We start from the raw sequence: 17,298 nt of genomic DNA on the forward strand, positions 1-17,298 counted from the left end.
TTTTCTCATGTTCACATGCCCCCGCTCGCCCCACAAGGGGGCGCGCACAGCACTCCCTTGACGGGCCGGTGCCTCGCGCGCTGCCCCGTTCGGCGGTTGCCGACCCTCCGACCGGCCCGGATCAGGGACCGACCAGGCTCTGATCAGGGCCCTGACCGGGCGTCAGGCGTCAGGCCCGACAGCCGTCAGCGCGGCGCGAGATGGCCGAGCAGCGCGTCGTGCAGCAGCCCGTTGGAAGCCGCCGCGTCCTGGCCGAACGGCCCGGGCACCCCGTCCAGTGACGTGAACTCCCCGCCGGCCTCACGCACGATGACCTCGTTCGCAGCCATGTCCCACACGCTCAGTTCCGGCTCCGCGCAGATGTCCACCGACCCCTCGGCGACCATCATGTACGGCCAGAAGTCGCCGTATCCGCGGGTCCGCCAGCAGGCCCGGGTCAGGTCCAGGAACCCGGGCAGCCGGCCCCGCTCCTCCCAGCCGCTCAGCGAGGAGTACGCGAAGGAGGCGTCGGCCAGCCGGCTCACCGCCGACACCCGCAGCCGGGTCGCGGAGATCAGGTTGCGCCCGGTGTACGCGCCCCCGCCCAGCACCGCCCACCAGCGCCTGCCCAGCGCCGGCGCCGACACCAGGCCGACCACCCCCCGGTCACCGCCCTCGCCCCGCACCACCAGCGCGATCAGCGTGGCCCACACCGGCACCCCGCGCACGTAGTTCTTGGTGCCGTCGATCGGGTCGATGATCCAGCGGCGCGAGCCGCCGCCCTCGATGCCGAACTCCTCGCCGAGCACCGCGTCGCGCGGCCTGGCGCGGGCGAGCTGACCGCGGATCAGCTCCTCGGCGGCCTTGTCGGCCTCGCTGACCGGGGTCAGGTCGGGTTTGGTCTCCACCTTCAGGTCAAGGGCCTTGAAGCGGGACATGGTCGCGGCGTCGGCGGCGTCGGCGAGCACATGGGCCAGCCGCAGGTCGTCGTGGTAATCCGGCATGAGCCGAACAGTAGCGAGCCCGCCCGGCCCCGGTCATGCACCGACCGCGGCGGACCGCGGCGCGAGCCCTTGACACGCCCTCGGGCCGCGCCGATTCTTTCGGCACGGCCGCGGCCCGCGGGTACGCGGGATCGGAGGGGCCCGCGGCGGCTTGGAGGCGATGATGCCTGCCGCGCCCACCGCGCGCGAGTCGCTGCTGAACGCCGCCTGCGCCGCCCTGGGCGACCGCCCCTGGGCCGCGGTGCGCATGGTCGACGTGGCCGCCGCCGCGGGAGTGTCGCGGCAGACCCTCTACAACGAGTTCGCCGGCAAGGCCGGGCTGGCCCGCGCACTGGTGGGGCGGGAGACCGGGGCGTATCTGGCGGGCGTGGAGCGGTCGCTGACGCTGGCCGGGCGGGACGGCGGAGACGCCGGGGAGTGCTTCGCCGCCGCCGCGGGCTGGACCCTGCGCACCGCGCGCCGCAGCCCCCTGGTCCGCGCGGCCCTCACCGGCGGCCGCACCCCCGCCCCACTGCCCGTGCCCGACCTGGTGCCCGCCGTTCAGTCCCGCGCGGTGCGCGCCATCGGCGCCGGCCTCCCGGGCCTGCCGCCCGCCGACGTCGCGTGGGCCTGCGAGGCGGCGATAAGGCTCACGCTGTCGTACGTCATCGCGCCCGCGCCCAGCGACGAGACCGCGTGCCTGGGGGTGGGCCGACTGGTCCGGGAACTGCTGCGGCGGGCTCCGGGCTGACCTGATCCCCGCGCGCAGGGACCGCCGGGCGGCGCCGTCAGTGCGCGGAGCCGGAGATCTGCAGGCCGATCACGCCGAGGATGACCAGGCTGATGGACACCAGCTTCAGCGTGGACACGATGTCACCGAGGAAGGCCATGCCGTAGATCGCGGTGCCGGCCGCGCCGATACCGGTCCACACCGCGTACGCGGGGCCGACGTCCAGCTTCTTCAGCGACAGCGTGAGCATGCCGAACGAACCGAGGGCGAACAGGCAGAAGGCCACGGTCGGCCACAGCCGGGTGAAGCCGTGGGAGAGCTTCAGGCAGACCGCGAAACCGGTCTCGAAGAAGCCCGCGACCACCACCAGGAGCCAGGCCATCGGGTGTGCCTCCGTTCCGTCCGCCCGCCCGCCGCGTGCGATGTGTGTGTGCTGTGTGCGGGGTCGATCATCACACAGCGGGACGGGTGAGCGGGAAACGCCCCTGGACCGCGGTTCCACGGCGGTCCACGAGCAGGCGCGGGGACAGGGCCGCCGCGGCCTAGTCGCCTTCCTTGCGGTCCCGGGTGGACAGCAGCCGGCGCAGCGAGTCCAGCCGGGCGGGCTCCGCGTGGCCCTCGGCCACCCAGGCGTCCAGCGCGCAGTCCGGCTCGTCGTGCGAGCAGGCCCGCGGGCAGCCGGCGGTGCCCGGTTCGAGGTCGGGGAAGGCGTGGATGACCCGCGAGGGGTCGATGTGGGCCAGCCCGAAGGAGCGTACGCCGGGGGTGTCGATGACCCAGCCCGCGTCGTCCGGCAGCGGCAGGGCCAGCGCGGAGACGGTGGTGTGCCGGCCGCGGCCGGTGACCGCGTTGACCACCCCGGTCAGCCGCTGCCGCTCCACCAGCGAGTTGACCAGCGTGGTCTTGCCCACCCCGCTGTGCCCGACGAAGGCGGTCACCCGCCCGCTCAGCCGGTCGCGTATCGCGTCGATCTCGCCGGCCTCCAGGTCCTCCTTGCGGGTCACCACATAGGCCAGGTCGAGCATGCCGTACGTCTCCAGCAGCGGCTCGGGCGAGGCCAGGTCGGACTTGGTGAGCACCAGCAGCGGGTCGAGACCCGCGTCGTAGGCCGCGACCAGGCAGCGGTCGATCAGCCGGGGCCGCGGCTCGGGGTCGGCCAGCGCGGTGACCACCGCGAGCTGGTCGGCGTTGGCGACCACCACCCGCTCGAACGGGTCGGTGTCGTCGGCGGTGCGGCGCAGCGCCGAACTGCGCTCCTCCACCCGGACCACCCGGGCCAGGGTGTCCTTTGCGCCGGACAGGTCGCCGACCACCGCCACCCGGTCGCCGACCACCGCCGACTTGCGGCCCAACTCCCGGGCCTTGACCGCGGTGACCTCTCGGTCCCCGACCAGCACGGTGAGCCGGCCGCGGTCCACGGTGAGCACCATGCCCTCGGCGGCGTCCTCGTGCTTGGGGCGGTTGCTGCTGCGGGGGCGGTTGCCCTTGGGGTTGGGGCGGACGCGTACGTCGTCCTCGTCCGGGTTCTTGCCGTAGCGGCGCATGGGAGTCCGTCAGCTCCGCCCGGCCGGCCCGGCGTCGCCCGCCGGGGTACGCGGCGCCGAGGCTTCCGGGGCGTCCCGGTCGTCCGGCGCGGGAGGCCCGGCGAGCATCGCCGTCCACAGTTCGGGGAAGTCGGGCAGGGTCTTGGCGGTGGTCGCCACGTCCTCCACCAGGATGCCGGGGACCGCCAGGCCCAGGACGGCCGCGGCAGTGGCCAGCCGGTGGTCCTCGTAGGTGTGGAAGATCCCGCCGCGCAGCCGCTGCGGGCGGATCAGCAGCCCGTCGTCCGTCTCGGTGACGTCGCCGCCGAGCCCGTTGATCTCCTTGGTGAGCGCGGCCAGCCGGTCGGTCTCGTGCAGCCGCAGGTGGGCGATGCCGAGCAGCTCGCTCTCGCCGTCGGCCAGCGCCGCGACCGCCGCGATCACCGGGGCCAGCTCGCCCACGTCGTGCAGGTCGGCCCGGATGCCGCGGACCTGCCCGGTGCCGGTGAACGTCAGCCCCCGGTCGCCGAGCTCGTACGAGCCGCCCATCCGGCTGAAGATCGCCCGCAGCGCGTCCCCGGGCTGGGTGGTGCGCTGCGGCCAGCCCGGAATGGTCACCCGGCCGCCGGTGATCAGGGCGGCGGCCAGGAACGGCGCCGCGTTGGACAGGTCCGGGTCCACCGTCAGGTCCCGCCCCAGCAGGGCGCTGGGCGCGACCCGCCACACGTTGCGGGTGCCGCCGTCCTGCGGGGAGTCCACCTTCGCGCCGGCCCGGCGCAGCATGTGCACGGTCATCCGGATGTGCGGCACCGACGGCAGCAGCCGCCCGGTGTGCCGCAGCTCCAGGCCCTTGTTGAAACGCGGCGCCGACAGCAGCAGGGCGCTGATGAACTGCGACGACTTCGAGGCGTCCACGTCCACCGCGCCGCCGGCCAGCGACCCCGCGCCGTGCACGGTCAGCGGCAGCGAGCCGCGGCCCTCGTCCTCGACCCGGGCGCCCAGCGACCGCAGCGCGTCGATCACCCCGCCCAGCGGACGCTCACGGGCCCGCGCGTCGCCCTCGAACCGGACCGGCCCGTCGGCCAGCGCGGCCACCGGCGGCAGGAACCGCATCACGGTCCCGGCGTTGCCGACGTCCACCGTGGCCGGGCCGTGCAGGCCCGCGGGGATGATCCGCCACGCCTCGCCGCCGTCCGGGTTGACCGTCTCGTCGATCTGCACCCCCATGGCCCGCAGCGCGTCGGCCATCAGGGTCGTGTCGCGGCTGCGCAGCGGCCTGCGCACCCACCCGGGCTCGGCGGAGTGAGCGGCCAGCACCAGCGCGCGGTTGGTCACCGACTTGGAACCGGGCACCGTGACGGTCGCGTGCACGGCACCGGTCGCGGTCGGCGCGGGCCACAGGGCGTTCTGCGGCGTGCTGTCGGTCATGGGCGCAAGCGTAGTGGCTCGAGTACCGGGAGATAAGTCGGCGAATGCGGCGAAACCTACCGGAAACACGAAGGTAGTGGGGTTCGGGAGGGGCTGGGCCGTACGTGTGGTGCGGGTTTTTTTGGGGTTGGGCTTCTTGCCGTCCGGGTGGGGTGGTGCTGTCGTTGCCGGACCTTACGGTCCGTGGGGGCTTGTCGCGCAGTTCCCCGCGCCCCTGACTACTCCCGGCGAGCCGCCCTTCATCGAGGCCGCGCCCCTTCGGGGCGCCTCAGCGCGGGAGGAGCCAGCGGGCGCCGGCCACGAGGGAGCAGAGGGCGATGGCGTAGAAGAGGAGGATCCAGAGGCCGGCGGGGGTGTGGGTGAGGCGGCCGAGTTGGTCGGCGTCGGAGGAGCCGGTGCGGTCGCGGTGGCGGCCGCGCTGGAGTTCGGTGACCGGGCGGGCGCCGCCGACCAGGAGGAACCAGACGGCGAGGTAGGCGAAGGCGGCCTGGACCTGGGCGGAAGTGAGCCAGGAGACGGCCAGGAAGAGGGCGCAGGCGATCACCACGGTGAGGACGCCGTAGGCGTTGCGGATCATCACCAGCATGATCAGGAGCAGGGCGGTCGCGCCCCACAACAGGGCGGTGATGTGGCCGGCGGACAGCAGTGCGGCGCCCGCCAGGCCCAGCAGGGGTGGCGCGGTGTAGCCGGCGGCGGCCGTGAGGACCATGCCCGGGCCGTGCGGCTTGCCGCGGGAGACGGTCAGGCCCGAGGTGTCGGAGTGCAGGCGTATGCCGTCCAGCCGGCGGCCGGTGAGCAGGGCGATCAGCCCGTGACCGCCCTCGTGCGCGATGGTCACCGCGTTGCGGGTGACCCGCCAGGTGGCGCGGGAGAGCACCGCGGCCAGGGCCAGCAGCGCGGTCGCCCCCACCAGCCAGTGCGACGGGTCGGGCTGGGTTCCGGTCAGGCGGTCCCACATCTGGTGGATGCTCGCGGGATTCATGGTGCGGGATTCATGTTTCTGTGCGGTCCTTGCTTCTGCGGGCGGGGGTCGTGGCAGTGTGGCAGCTATGTGCGGTCGATACGCAGCCAGCCGGAAACCCGAGGATCTCGCGGGCATCTTCGAGGTCAACCACTGGGACCCCACGGAGACCCTCGCGCCGGACTGGAACGTGGCTCCGACGAAGGACGTCTACGTGGTACTTGACCGTCCGGTACGGGACTCCGGTTCCCCCGACCCGGTACGCCAGCTGCGGGTGCTGCGGTGGGGCCTGGTCCCGTCCTGGGCGAAAACCCCCGAGGGCGGCGCCAAAATGATCAACGCGCGGTCCGAGACCGCGCTGGACAAGCCGTCCTTCCGCCGCGCCCTGACCGCCCGGCGCTGCCTCATACCCGCCGACGGCTATTACGAATGGATGACCGCCCACGACGAGCGGCGCCTGGAGGAAGAGGGCAAGCGCAAGCGCGCTCCCAAGCAGCCCTATTTCGTCACGCCCGCCGACGGTTCCGTCTTCGCCATGGCCGGCCTCTACGAGTTCTGGCGCGACCGCACCCTCCCCGACGATCACCCCCGGGCCTGGTGGGTCACCTGCTCCGTCCTCACCACCGCCGCGGAGTCCGGCGACCTCGCCGGGTACGCCGGGACGGGACCCCGTTCCCTCTCGGACATCCACCCGCGCATGCCTTTGATGATGACGGCGGACCGGTGGGCGTCCTGGCTCGACCCCGGCACCACCGACCCCGACGTCGTGCGTGAGCTTTTGGCCGCGCCGCCCGAGGGGTTGCTTCGCGCCTATCCCGTCGGGACCGCGGTGAGCAGCGTTCGCAACAACGGACCCGAGCTCATGGAAGAGCTTTCCGGCCCGGAAGTGGGCACCCTTTTCTGAGTCCGGTTCGCCGGGAGTACCTAAGGGGCGCGGGGCTGTGGTCGACATGCGGCCGGCGCCGCGTGGGCGCGCTCAGCCACATCCGTGGCGCGGGTCGCCACCGGCCCGAAGGGGCAGTTGCTGCCGCGTCCGGACCACCGGCCGTTGGCCGGTTGCTCGCGCAGTTCCCCGCGCCCCTTTGGGGCGCTCCCGGCGAACCCGGCGTGGTCTCATGGACCCCATGAACGCCGAGACGGAGCTGGTCGAAACCCCGGCCGGGCAGGCCAGGATCACGTGGCACCGGGCGGCGAACCGCCCGAAGAGCGTGGTGGCGCTCAGCCATGGGGCGGGGGGCGGGATCGAGGCCCGCGACCTGGCGGCGTTGGCGGGCGTACTCCCGGCGCGAGGTGTGGACGTCGCCCTGGTGGAGCAACCGTGGCGGGTCGCGGGAAAAAGGTTGGCGCCGGCGCCGAAGACGCTGGACGCGGGGTGGACGGGGCTGTGGCCGGTGCTGGCCGCGCGAGGGCTGCCGGTGATTTCGGGTGGGCGCAGCGCCGGCGCAAGAGTGGCGTGCCGGACGGCGGAGGAGCTGGGGGCGGCGGCGGTGCTGGCCCTGGCCTTTCCGCTGCATCCGCCGGGGAAGCCGGAGAAGTCGCGGGCGCAGGAGCTGGCGGCGCCGGGGCCGGGGCGGCCGGTGCTGGTGGTGCAGGGCGGGAACGACACGTTCGGGCGGCCGGCGGAGTTCCCGCCGGGGCACGAGCCGGTCGAGGTGCCGTACGCCGACCACGGTTTCAAGGTGCCGGCCCGGGCGGAGATCACCCAGGAAGCGGCGATCGAGGTGGTGACCGGGGCGGTCAGCGACTGGCTGGCCGGGCTCGGACATGCATCCGTTCGCCCTGGCGGCCGAAGAGGCTGAGGACTTCCACGGGCTGCGAGCCGGCCGGGCCGAACCAGTGGGGGAGGCGGGTGTCGAACTCCGCCGCTTCTCCGGGCCGCAGCTCGAGGTCGCGGTCGCCGAGGAGCAGGCGGAGGCGGCCGGAGAGGACGTAGAGCCACTCGTAGCCCTCGTGGGTGCGCTGCTCGGCGGGGCTGGGGTCGATGATCAGTTTGTACGCCTGGAGGGCGCCGGGCTGGCGGGTCAGCGGCAGGACGGTCATCCGGTCCATCCGGCGCGGCACCGCCCGTACCCGGGGATCGCCCACCTCGGGCGCCCCGACCAGCTCGTCCAGCGGCACCTGGTGCGCCCGGGCCAGCGGCAGCAGCAGCTCCAGTGTGGCCCGCCGCCGCCCGGACTCCAGCCGCGACAAGGTGCTCACCGAGATCCCGGTCGCCGCCGACAGCCCGGCCAGCGTCACCCCGCGCTCCACCCGCGCCGCCCGCAACCGGGCCCCGACCTCGGCCAATGTCCGCTCGACGTCGTCACTGACCCCTGCCGCCCCCCGCGCGCCGGGTCCCTTGGCGGCGGTCGCGTCCTCGTCCGTCCTGCCGGTCATACCCACCATTTTTACGGCCGGATTTCACCCTCGGCAAAACCCCTTGCCACGGCGGCGAAAATTTCTCGTCCCCGGGAATGACGACACCGGCGGCGGTGTTGTGGAAAGCGTTCGAACGGGACACCAGCAGCGAACGCAGCCGCACAGCACGGTGAGAGAGGCAGACCGCATGGTTTCAGCCGCATGCCGGCCAAGTGACCAGGCCGCCGCACAGCAGGCCGCCGCGCCGTATCTGGACTGGGCCGAATGGTCCGGGAAGAAGGACGCGAAGGCCGACCTCGGCGTGCCTGTCCCCGGTGCAATATCCTCCCAGACGAGCGGGTCAGCGTATGGCCTCGCAGGCGTCACCAAGGAGGTGGGTCCGGTCACCGGCACCGACGACAGCACGGCGAGCACCGCGGGTGCGTCCGGCCAGACGGCACAGGAGAGCGACCTGGAGCGCACGGCGCGCTTCGAACGCGACGCCCTGGGCTACCTGGACCAGATGTACTCTGCCGCGCTGCGGATGACCCGTAACCCGGCCGACGCGGAGGATCTGGTCCAGGAGACGTACGCGAAGGCGTATGCCTCGTTCCACCAGTTCCGCGAGGGCACCAACCTCAAGGCGTGGCTGTACCGCATCCTCACCAACAGCTTCATCAACTCCTACCGCAAGAAGCAGCGCGAGCCGCTGCGCAGCGGCGCGGAGGAGATCGAGGACTGGCAGCTCGCCCGCGCCGAGTCCCACATGTCGACCGGTCTGCGGTCGGCCGAGGCCCAGGCGCTGGACCACCTTCCGGACTCCGACGTGAAGGCGGCCCTTCAGGCGATCCCCGAGGAGTTCCGCATCGCGGTCTATCTCGCGGACGTCGAGGGCTTTGCCTACAAGGAGATCGCGGACATCATGGGTACACCCATCGGCACGGTGATGTCCCGGCTGCACCGCGGACGTCGCCAGTTGCGCGAGCTGCTCGAGGACTACGCCCGGGACCGCGGGCTCGTCCCGGCGGGCGCGGCAGACGAGAAGGGCGCGGATTCATGAGTTGCGGCCACCCGCACGCGACGGACTGCTCCGAGGTGCTCGACCACCTCTACGAGTATCTCGACGACGAGATGTCCGACGACGCCTGCGCCAAGTTCCGGGAGCACTTCGACGAGTGCGCCCCGTGCCTGGAGAAGTACGGCCTCGAGGCGGCCGTCAAGAAGCTGGTCAAGCGGTGCTGCGGGTCCGACGACGTACCCACCGACCTGCGCTCGAAGGTGCTGATGCGGATCGAGCTGATCCGGGCCGGCGAGGCCGTGGGGGAGGCCGGGAGCGTCACGCAGGCGCCCTCGGCCTGAGCGACCACATCGCTGCTACGGACCGTTCAAGGGGTCCGCGTCTCACTCGTGCGGGTGAGATGCGGACCCCTGTTCATAGCGGGACGCGACAGGAACCACCCGAACCGGGGTACCGGCGCGGGGCCCCACCAGGGCATGGTTGGATGCCGATCGGGACGGCGACCCGGCCGGTCCCGGCCGCATGCGCCCGGGAGAGCCGGTTTTCGGGCTGAGACAGCCGACAGAATGTGCAAGGTTGGTGTCGTACGGGGGGACGTGATCGTGGTGCGGGAAGGCGACGTCCTGGCAGGGAATGGGCCGATCGGGCAGGCGGGTATCGACGTTGAAGATCTTCGGTAAAGTGCGGCACCGGCCGTCGCCCACCTGGCGCCAGGCCACCGACCGGGCGTTCTCGCTGATCGACGACGGCCGCTACGAGGACGCGGGCGCCCTGCTGACCCGCGCCGCCGACCTGGAGCCGTGGCTGTCGGAGTCCTGGTACAACCTCGCGCTGCTGCACAAGTTCCGGCACGACTGGGCGCAGGCCCGCATCGCCGGGCTGCGCGCGGTGGCCCTGCTGGACCGCCCGGCCGGGGCTCCCGACTGGTGGAACCTGGGCATCGCCGCCACCGCGCTGCAGGACTGGCCGCTCGCCCGGCGCGCCTGGCAGGCGTACGGGCTGCGGATGCCGGCCGGTACCGCGGACCGGATCGGCGAGGAGTCGGTGCGGATGCCGCTGGGCAGCGCCACCGTACGGCTGTCCCCGGAGGGCGAGGCCGAGGTGGTCTGGGGCCGCCGGCTGGACCCGGCCCGGATAGAGGTGCTGTCCATTCCGCTGCCGTCCTCCGGCCGCCGCTGGGGCGAGGTCGTGCTGCACGACGGGGTCCCGCACGGCGAGCGGGCCACCGCCGACGCGCTCGGCGGCCCGGCGGTCTACCCGGTCTTCGACGAGATCGAGCTGTGGGCACCCTCGCCGGTGCCCACCTGGCTGGTGCTGCTGGAGGCCGCCGACGAGTCCGACCGGGACGCGCTGGAACGGCTGGCCGCCGAGGCCGGATACGCGGCGGAGGACTGGTCCTCCTCGGTCCGGCTGCTGTGCCGCACCTGCTCGGAGAGCCGGATGCCCACCGACGACGGCTCGGCCGCCACCCGCGACCCGCACGACCAGGGCGAACCCGGCCACCCCGGTCACCTCAGCCACCTCAGCCACGGCAGCGAGGGACCCCAGTGGTCCACGGAACGCGAGTGCGGCATCGCCGCCCCCGCCGCCCTCGTCCGCGGCCTGCTCGACAGCTGGGTCGCCGACAGCCCGGACACCCGCGACTGGCGGGACCTCGAAGAGGTCTGCTGAAGCCCGCTCGAGACCCGCTTTGTGGCTCGGATCGGCCGTGCCCACTTGCGGGGCACCGTACCCTGGGAAGGATCACAACCAGCAGGATCCGGGAAGGCGTACGGCGGAGATGTCCCAGCAGCAGACCGAGCAGGACCAGGCGTTCACCGACGACGCGACGGACGCCGAGGCCCGTGAGCAGGCGTACCGGGAGCGGGGTACGGTCCGCCCGATCACCGTGGTCGGCAACCCGGTGCTGCACCGCGAGTGCCGGGACGTCACCTCCTTCGACGAGGAGTTGGCCGCGCTCGTCGACGACATGTTCGCCAGCCAGCGCGCCGCCGAGGGCGTGGGCCTGGCCGCCAACCAGATCGGCGTCGACCTGAAGGTCTTCGTCTACGACTGCCCGGACGACGACAACGTCCGGCACGTCGGCGTGGTGTGCAACCCGGTGCTGGAGGAAGTGCCGGCCGACAAGCGGCGGCTGGACGACTCCAACGAGGGCTGCCTGTCCGTGCCGGGCGCCTACATGGAGCTGGCCCGCCCCGACTACGCCGTCGTCCGCGGCCAGGACGCCCAGGGCAACCCCATCCGCGTCCGCGGCACCGGGTACTTCGCGCGCTGCCTCCAGCACGAGACGGACCACCTCTACGGGCGGCTCTACATCGACCGCCTCTCCAAGCGCGAACGCAAGGACGTGATGCGGCAGATGGCCGAGACTACGCCCAAGTTCGCGACGGTCCCGAACGACTGACCCGGCGCCCGGTCCCGGATTCCGTCCCCTTCTCGCTGCCGGCCCCGGCCCCGGCTCTGTCCGGCTGTCCGGGGCCGGACCTCTGCCGCGCCTGCGCGCGCTCTATCTGCTTGGTGATCCTGCGGTCGGCCAGCAGCCACAGCCCCGGGACGAAGGTCAGGGCCAGCAGCAGCGCGCCCAGCGCGGCGATGTCGAGTAGCACTGTCATGAGTCAACCGTGCCGTCGGTGATGACATCCTGCCCAGTGGCAGGACTGTCGTACTACCGCAACATCCTGCCACGTGGCACGCTGGGTTCCATGCTGCAGAACGTGGTGGCCGTGGTGCTCGACGGTGTGCATCCGTTCGAGCTCGGCGTGGTCTGCGAGGTGTTCGGGCTGGACCGCGGCGACGAGGGGCTGCCGGTCTACGACTTCGCGGTCGTCTCGGCGGAGGGCCGCGAACTGTCCACCCACGCCGGGTTCGGGCTGGTCGCCGACCCCGACCTGTCCCGGCTCGAACAGGCGGACCTGATCGCCGTACCCGCCGGCGACTCCTACGCCGTACGGGACTTCCCGCCGGAACTGCTGGCCGCGCTGCGCGCCGCCGTCGACCGGGGCGCCACCGTGCTCAGCGTGTGCGCCGGCGTCTTCGTGCTCGCCGCCGCCGGACTCCTGGACGGCCGGCGGTGCGCAGCGCACTGGCGGCACACCGAGGAACTGGCCCGCCGCTACCCCCGGGCCCAGGTCGAGGGCGACGTCCTCTACGTCGACGACACCGGCGTCGTCACCTCGGCCGGCACCGCCGCCGGCATCGACGCCTGCCTCCACCTCGTACGCAAGGAACAGGGCACCGCCGTCGCCAACGGCATCGCCCGCCGCATGGTGGTCCCGCCCCACCGCGAGGGCGGCCAGGCGCAGTACGTCGACCGGCCGTTGCCGCGTGCCAAGACCGACACGGTGGGTCAGGTTCTCTCCTGGATGGAGCGGCACCTGGACCGCGAGGTCACGATTGAGGACCTCGCGGCCCGGGCGCACATGTCGCCCCGAACCTTCGCCCGTCGCTTCCAGCAGGAGACCGGGACGACGCCCTATCGCTGGCTTCTCGGGCAAAGGGTGCTTCTGGCCCGGGAATTGCTCGAGGGTACGGACGAGACGATCGATGCGATTTCCGTTCGGGCCGGGTTCGGTAATGCGGCGACCTTGCGGCATCACTTCGCCCGGTGGACCGGGACGACCCCCCACGCCTACAGGCGCGCCTTTGCGGGAAGCCGGTTCGCCGGGAGTACTCAGGGGCGCGGGGAACTGCGCGACTAGCCCAATTCCGGGCTGAGGGTCGTCACCGCCCCAAAGGGGCAATTGCTGTCGTTCCCGGGCCACCGGCCGTCAGTGGTTGCTCGCGCAGTTCCCCGCGCCCCTGGGTATTCCGGTGTTGCCGCACCGCGCACGGATCCCCGCGCCCCTTGGGTACTCCGGGGCGAAGCCCCTACGCCCCTGCGGGTTCGGGCAGGCCCGGCGGCACTCCCGGCTCGCCCGGCTTCGGGGAGGTGCCCGGGAGAGGGGCGGGATCTTCCGTGTCCAGGACGTAATCCTCGCGTGCCGTTTCGTCGACCCCGGCGGGAGCCCGAAGCGCGTTCAGGACAACGGAAAGGACGAGCACGATCGCGATGTTGAGGACGAACGCGGTCAGGCCGATGTAGCCCTTTTCGCCGATGCCCGGGATGACATCGGAATTGCCGCCGAAGTGGGACTGGGTGGCGGAGGACTGGTCGTACGCCTTCCACGTGCCGTAGGCCATGCCGGCGGCCCAGCCGGCGAGCAGGGCCCAGCGGTGGAACCAGCGGGTGAAGAGGCCGCCGACGATGGCCGGGACGGTCTGGAGGATCCAGATGCCGCCCAGGAGTTGGAAGTTGATGGCCACCGTCTTGTCCATGGCGAGCACGAAGACCAGGGCGCCGACCTTGACGACCAGGGAGACCAGCTTGGAGACGCGGGTCTCCTGCTCGGGTGTGGCGTCGGGCTTGATCAGGTCCTTGTAGATGTTGCGGGTGAAGAGGTTGGCCGCGGCGATGGACATGATGGCGGCCGGCACCAGGGCGCCGATCCCGACCGCCGCGAAGGCGACGCCGGCGAACCAGGAGGGGAACATGTTCTCGAAGAGCTGCGGGATGGCGAGCTGGGCGTTGTAGCCCTTGATGCCCTTGCCGACGCCGTCGGCGATCGCCATGAAGCCGAGCATGGCCAGCAGGCCGAGCATGAGCGAGTACAGCGGCAGGATCGTGGTGTTGCGCCGTACCACGTTGCGGCTCTTGCTGGAGAGCACCGCGGTGACCGAGTGCGGGTACAGGAAGAGCGCCATCGCCGAGCCCATGGCCAGCGTGGCGTACGCCCATTGGGCCTTGGGCCCGGACACCAGGGAGCCGCGTGGCTGTTTGGTCACCGGGTTCTGCACGGCGTAGGCGGTCTTGGCCGAGTGGAAGATGTCGTGGAAGCCGCCCAGCTTGTACGGGATGTAGATGATCGCCACGATGATCACGATGTAGATCAACGCGTCCTTGACGAAGGCGATCAGCGCCGGGGCCCGCAGCCCGGAGGAGTAGGTGTAGGCGGCGAGCACGCCGAAGGCGATGAACAGCGGCAGGTCCTTGGCGAACCAGTTGCCGCTGTTGCCGATGCCCATCACGTTCAGCACCGCCTGGATGCCGACGAGTTGCAGGGCGATGTACGGCATGGTGGCCACGATGCCGGTGAGCGCGACCGCCACCGACAGGCTCTTGGAGCCGAACCGCCCGCGGATGAAGTCCGACGAGGTCACGTACCCGTGCTTGCGGGAGACCGACCACAGCCGGGGCAGGAACAGGAACACCAGCGGGTAGGCCAGGATCGTGTACGGCAGGGCGAAGAAGCCGGACGCGCCGGCGCCGTAGACCGCGGCCGGGACGGCGACGAAGGTGTATGCGGTGTACAGGTCGCCGCCGAGCAGGAACCAGGTGACCCAGGTGCCGAAGCTGCGCCCGCCCAGGCCCCATTCGTCCAGGTGCAGGGCGTTCTCGGCGCGCCGCCAGCGGGCGGCCATGAAGCCCAGCACCGTGACGGCCAGGAAGAAGGCGATGCAGACGCCGAGCGCGACGCCGTTGACTCCGTTCTTCATCGGGCCGCACCCCCCTCGCGGGCGGCGCGCTGCGCCCGCTCCTCGGCACGTACCAGGAGGTAGGCGGTGTAGGTCAGCGCGGCGGACACCGGGACCCAGGCCATCTGGTACCAGTAGAAGAAGGGGATGCCGATGAACTCAGGAGTCGTCCGCGCGTAGGAGTTGACCCACAGCAGCGCGACGAACGGAATGACGATGCAGATCCCGGCCAGGGCCCGCCTGGGCGTGACGAGCGGTGGCCGATCTGCCGAGTCCGGCCGATCTTGCGACATAGATGGTGCTCCCATCCCCTAGAGCTGCGGCTGTTGCCCGCGAGAATCTAGGGGAGTGGACCGACAGTCGTCACTACTTGTGCCGTTGTCAATCCGCTGGGCGGCTGATGTTGCTGTCAATCTGCCGGGCGGCTGAGGCGCGCGACGAACTTGTAGCGGTCACCGCGGTAGACCGAGCGCACCCACTCCACCGGTTCGCCGGTGGTGTCGATGGAGTGCCGGGAGAGCATCAGCATCGGCAGCCCGACGTCGGTGCCGAGCAGGCCGGCCTCCCGCGGGGTGGCCAGTGACGTCTCGATGGTCTCCTCGGCCTCGGCGAGCCGCACGTCGTACACCTCGGCCAGCGCGGTGTAGAGGGAGGTGTACTTGGCGAGGCTGCGGCGCAGCGCGGGGAAGCGCTTGGCGGACAGGTGGGTGGTCTCGATGGCCATCGGCTCGCCGTTGGCCAGCCGCAGCCGCTCGATCCGCAGCACCCTGCCGCCGGCCTTCATGTCCAGCAGCCCGGCCAGCCGGTCGTCGGCGGTGATGTAGCCGATGTCCAGCAGCTGCGAGGCCGGCTCCAGGCCCTGGGCGCGCATGTCCTCGGTGTACGAGGTCAGTTGGAGGGCCTGCGAGACCTTCGGTTTCGCCACGAAGGTGCCCTTGCCCTGGATACGCTCCAGCCGGCCCTCGACCACGAGTTCCTGGAGGGCCTGCCGGACGGTGGTGCGGGAGGTGTCGAACTCGGTGGCCAGGGTGCGCTCGGGCGGGACGGGGGTGCCGGGCGGCATGGTCTGGGTGATGTCCAGCAGGTGGCGCTTGAGCCGGTAGTACTTGGGCACGCGCGCGGTGCGGCCCGCGGTGCCGTTCCCCGTGGTCTCCGCCGTCCCCGCGTCGCTGTCCATGACGTCCACTCCCGACTGCTGTCGTGCTGCCGTCACCGGCTTCCTCCGTTGATTGCGGCTCACATGGTGGCACGGGCTGTCCTGGTGAAGGGAGGCAGTCCGGGGCCGGTCGCTCAGGTGTCGGTCCGATAACAGACCCGACCTGTGCTCTTATACACCCTTGACACCCCTAAAGGTCTAGGCCAAGCTCCGGTTACTGGTCTACACCATTAAGGCCTACCCAGACCCACGAGCAGGACGCGGCTGTCACTTGTCGTGCGGTAACCGCCGATTCGGGCGGTGGGGGGAGTTTCGGGCATCCTTGAGGAGGGTGGCGTGAAGCGCAAGCTCATCGCGGCGATCGGCGTCGCGGTCATGATCACTGGCATCGCGGCCTGCGGGTCCAGCAAGAAGGACGACAACAAGGCCGGCGGCGGCTCTGCCGCGAAGTCCAGTGCCTCGTCGATCACCGTGTGGCTGACCGTCGACGCCCAGCACAACTGGCCGGAGCTGGTGAAGGCCGCGGACGACGCGCTGGTCGCCAAGCACCCGGGGCTGAAGGTCAATCACGAGTACTACGCCTGGCCGGACAAGAACGCCAAGCTCGACGCCGTGCTCGCCACCGACAAGGCGCCCGACGTGGTCGAGATGGGCAACACCGAGATGGTCGCCTACATGGCCGAAGGCGCCTTCGCCCAGATCGACCCCTCCAAGTTCGACAACTCCGCCGCCTGGCTGGACGGCCTGAAGCAGTCGGTCACCTACGACGGCCAGGTCTACGGCGTCCCGTACTACGCCGCCGCCCGCATCGCCACCTGGCGCAAGGACATCGCCGCGGCCGCCGGCGTGACCACCACCCCCAAGACCTGGACCGAGCTGACCGGCGACCTGGACAAGATCCAGGCCAAGGAGGGCGCGAAGTTCAGCGCCTGGTACCAGCCCACCCGTGACTGGTACGCCGCGATGTCCTTCGTCTACGACGCCGGCGGCGCCATCGCCAAGCAGTCCGGCGGCCAGTGGAAGTCCTCGCTGGAGGACCCGGCCGCCATCCAGGGCCTGACCGCGTGGAAGAACGCCGAGGCCAAGTACATGCACGGCGACCTGACCAAGGACGAGTCCGACCGGTACATCGTCTACGGCCAGGGCAAGTCCGCGATGATCTACGCCCCCGGCTGGGAGGCGCCCTCCGCCGCCGACCCGAAGTTCGACAAGACCGGCGGCAAGCTCAAGACCAACCTGGTCAACTTCGTCATGCCCGGCCCGTCCGGCAAGGCGCTGCCGGTCTTCCTCGGCGGCTCGGACCTGGCCATCCCGACCAAGTCCAAGAACCAGGACCTGGCCGCGGAGTGGATCAACGACTTCACCGACACCAAGGGCCAGCAGGGCCTGATGGGCAAGGGCAACCTGCCCAACAACAACACCCAGCTCGCCACCCTCAAGGCGGACCCGGCCTCCGCGGTCACCGCGCAGGCGGCCGAGATCAGCTGGTTCGTGCCGACCGCGCCCGGCTGGGGCACGGTCGAGAAGCAGAACACGCTGCAGGACATGCTCCAGTCCATCGCCACGGGCAAGAAGTCGGTGCAGCAGGCGGCCAAGGACGCGGACGCCGCGATCGACAAGGTCATCAACGTCAAGAACTGACCCGGCCCCACGATCCGCCCCGCACCACGAC

General features: G+C 71.5%; 19 protein-coding genes. 9 read left to right on the forward strand and 10 right to left on the reverse strand.

Annotated elements, in window-relative coordinates; all coding sequences use genetic code 11:
• Positions 1-185: 185 nt before the first annotated feature.
• Positions 186-983: a histidinol-phosphatase gene (gene hisN, locus ITX44_RS03245; protein WP_205355454.1), complete on the reverse strand. Its 798-nt coding sequence runs from the start codon at positions 981-983 to the stop codon at positions 186-188.
• Between the two features lie 160 nt (positions 984-1,143).
• Between hisN and ITX44_RS03250 the strand changes: the two genes are divergently transcribed.
• Positions 1,144-1,713 (forward strand): TetR/AcrR family transcriptional regulator, encoded by a 570-nt coding sequence (locus ITX44_RS03250; protein WP_205355837.1) that lies wholly within the window; start codon positions 1,144-1,146, stop codon positions 1,711-1,713.
• A gap of 37 nt (positions 1,714-1,750) precedes the next feature.
• On the opposite strand, the gene ITX44_RS03255 is transcribed toward ITX44_RS03250, so the two are convergent.
• The 4 genes from ITX44_RS03255 to ITX44_RS03270 form a co-directional block, all read right to left on the reverse strand.
• Positions 1,751-2,074 (reverse strand): DMT family transporter, encoded by a 324-nt coding sequence (locus ITX44_RS03255; protein WP_205355455.1) that lies wholly within the window; start codon positions 2,072-2,074, stop codon positions 1,751-1,753.
• Positions 2,075-2,234: 160 nt separating this feature from the next.
• Positions 2,235-3,236 carry a ribosome small subunit-dependent GTPase A gene (rsgA, locus tag ITX44_RS03260; RefSeq protein WP_205355456.1) on the reverse strand — a complete coding sequence of 334 codons (1,002 nt, stop codon included), beginning with the start codon at positions 3,234-3,236 and terminating at the stop codon, positions 2,235-2,237.
• A gap of 9 nt (positions 3,237-3,245) precedes the next feature.
• Positions 3,246-4,643, reverse strand: coding sequence for a 3-phosphoshikimate 1-carboxyvinyltransferase (gene aroA, locus ITX44_RS03265; RefSeq protein WP_205355457.1), 1,398 nt, complete (start codon positions 4,641-4,643; stop codon positions 3,246-3,248).
• A gap of 268 nt (positions 4,644-4,911) precedes the next feature.
• Positions 4,912-5,625 (reverse strand): M50 family metallopeptidase, encoded by a 714-nt coding sequence (locus ITX44_RS03270; protein ID WP_205355458.1) that lies wholly within the window; start codon positions 5,623-5,625, stop codon positions 4,912-4,914.
• A 67-nt stretch (positions 5,626-5,692) separates the two neighbouring features.
• On the opposite strand from ITX44_RS03270, the gene ITX44_RS03275 reads away from it, so the two are divergent.
• Together ITX44_RS03275 and ITX44_RS03280 are read left to right on the forward strand one after the other, a co-directional pair.
• A complete protein-coding gene (locus tag ITX44_RS03275) occupies positions 5,693-6,508 on the forward strand; it encodes an SOS response-associated peptidase (RefSeq protein ID WP_205355459.1) in 816 nt (271 codons plus the stop codon).
• Positions 6,509-6,728: 220 nt separating this feature from the next.
• A complete protein-coding gene (locus ITX44_RS03280; protein WP_205355460.1) occupies positions 6,729-7,403 on the forward strand; it encodes an alpha/beta hydrolase family protein in 675 nt (224 codons plus the stop codon).
• Here ITX44_RS03280 and ITX44_RS03285 read toward each other — a convergent pair.
• On the reverse strand, positions 7,342-7,980 hold the full coding sequence (locus ITX44_RS03285) for a helix-turn-helix domain-containing protein (RefSeq protein ID WP_205355461.1): 639 nt from the start codon (positions 7,978-7,980) through the stop codon (positions 7,342-7,344). The two genes, ITX44_RS03280 and ITX44_RS03285, sit on opposite strands and share 62 nt — an antisense overlap.
• A gap of 355 nt (positions 7,981-8,335) precedes the next feature.
• Between ITX44_RS03285 and ITX44_RS03290 the strand changes: the two genes are divergently transcribed.
• The 4 genes from ITX44_RS03290 to def all read left to right on the forward strand — a co-directional run bounded on the left by ITX44_RS03290 (position 8,336) and on the right by def (position 11,363).
• The gene (locus ITX44_RS03290) at positions 8,336-9,001 is read left to right on the forward strand and encodes a sigma-70 family RNA polymerase sigma factor (RefSeq protein ID WP_372440825.1); all 666 of its coding nucleotides are present in this window, start codon (positions 8,336-8,338) and stop codon (positions 8,999-9,001) included.
• Positions 8,998-9,300 carry a mycothiol system anti-sigma-R factor gene (rsrA, locus tag ITX44_RS03295; protein ID WP_205355462.1) on the forward strand — a complete coding sequence of 101 codons (303 nt, stop codon included), beginning with the start codon at positions 8,998-9,000 and terminating at the stop codon, positions 9,298-9,300. Before ITX44_RS03290 ends, rsrA begins: the two co-directional genes overlap by 4 nt.
• A gap of 322 nt (positions 9,301-9,622) precedes the next feature.
• Positions 9,623-10,630 carry a tetratricopeptide repeat protein gene (locus ITX44_RS03300; protein WP_205355463.1) on the forward strand — a complete coding sequence of 336 codons (1,008 nt, stop codon included), beginning with the start codon at positions 9,623-9,625 and terminating at the stop codon, positions 10,628-10,630.
• Positions 10,631-10,739: 109 nt separating this feature from the next.
• The gene (gene def, locus ITX44_RS03305) at positions 10,740-11,363 is read left to right on the forward strand and encodes a peptide deformylase (protein ID WP_205355464.1); all 624 of its coding nucleotides are present in this window, start codon (positions 10,740-10,742) and stop codon (positions 11,361-11,363) included.
• Here def and ITX44_RS03310 read toward each other — a convergent pair.
• The gene (locus ITX44_RS03310) at positions 11,329-11,571 is read right to left on the reverse strand and encodes a hypothetical protein (protein WP_205355465.1); all 243 of its coding nucleotides are present in this window, start codon (positions 11,569-11,571) and stop codon (positions 11,329-11,331) included. The two genes, def and ITX44_RS03310, sit on opposite strands and share 35 nt — an antisense overlap.
• A 90-nt stretch (positions 11,572-11,661) precedes the next feature.
• Here ITX44_RS03310 and ITX44_RS03315 point away from each other — a divergent pair, with 90 nt between their 5' ends.
• Complete coding sequence (locus ITX44_RS03315; protein WP_205355839.1) at positions 11,662-12,657, forward strand: helix-turn-helix domain-containing protein; 996 nt, start codon at positions 11,662-11,664, stop codon at positions 12,655-12,657.
• A gap of 169 nt (positions 12,658-12,826) precedes the next feature.
• Here ITX44_RS03315 and mctP read toward each other — a convergent pair whose 3' ends face one another.
• The 3 genes from mctP to ITX44_RS03330 all read right to left on the reverse strand — a co-directional run bounded on the left by mctP (position 12,827) and on the right by ITX44_RS03330 (position 15,647).
• Entirely contained in the window at positions 12,827-14,491 is a 1,665-nt protein-coding gene (mctP, locus tag ITX44_RS03320) for a monocarboxylate uptake permease MctP (RefSeq protein ID WP_205355466.1), read from the reverse strand.
• Positions 14,488-14,763 carry a DUF3311 domain-containing protein gene (locus ITX44_RS03325; RefSeq protein WP_205355467.1) on the reverse strand — a complete coding sequence of 92 codons (276 nt, stop codon included), beginning with the start codon at positions 14,761-14,763 and terminating at the stop codon, positions 14,488-14,490. The genes mctP and ITX44_RS03325 overlap by 4 nt, the downstream gene beginning before the upstream one ends.
• A gap of 116 nt (positions 14,764-14,879) precedes the next feature.
• Positions 14,880-15,647, reverse strand: a complete 768-nt coding sequence (locus ITX44_RS03330; RefSeq protein WP_205355840.1) for a GntR family transcriptional regulator — start codon at positions 15,645-15,647, stop codon at positions 14,880-14,882.
• Positions 15,648-15,962: 315 nt separating this feature from the next.
• On the opposite strand from ITX44_RS03330, the gene ITX44_RS03335 reads away from it, so the two are divergent.
• Positions 15,963-17,267, forward strand: a complete 1,305-nt coding sequence (locus ITX44_RS03335) for an extracellular solute-binding protein (protein WP_205355468.1) — start codon at positions 15,963-15,965, stop codon at positions 17,265-17,267.
• The last annotated feature ends 31 nt before the right edge of the window (positions 17,268-17,298 follow it).

The sequence above is a fragment of the Actinacidiphila acididurans genome, from assembly GCF_016918855.1.
GTDB lineage: Bacteria > Actinomycetota > Actinomycetes > Streptomycetales > Streptomycetaceae > Actinacidiphila > Actinacidiphila acididurans.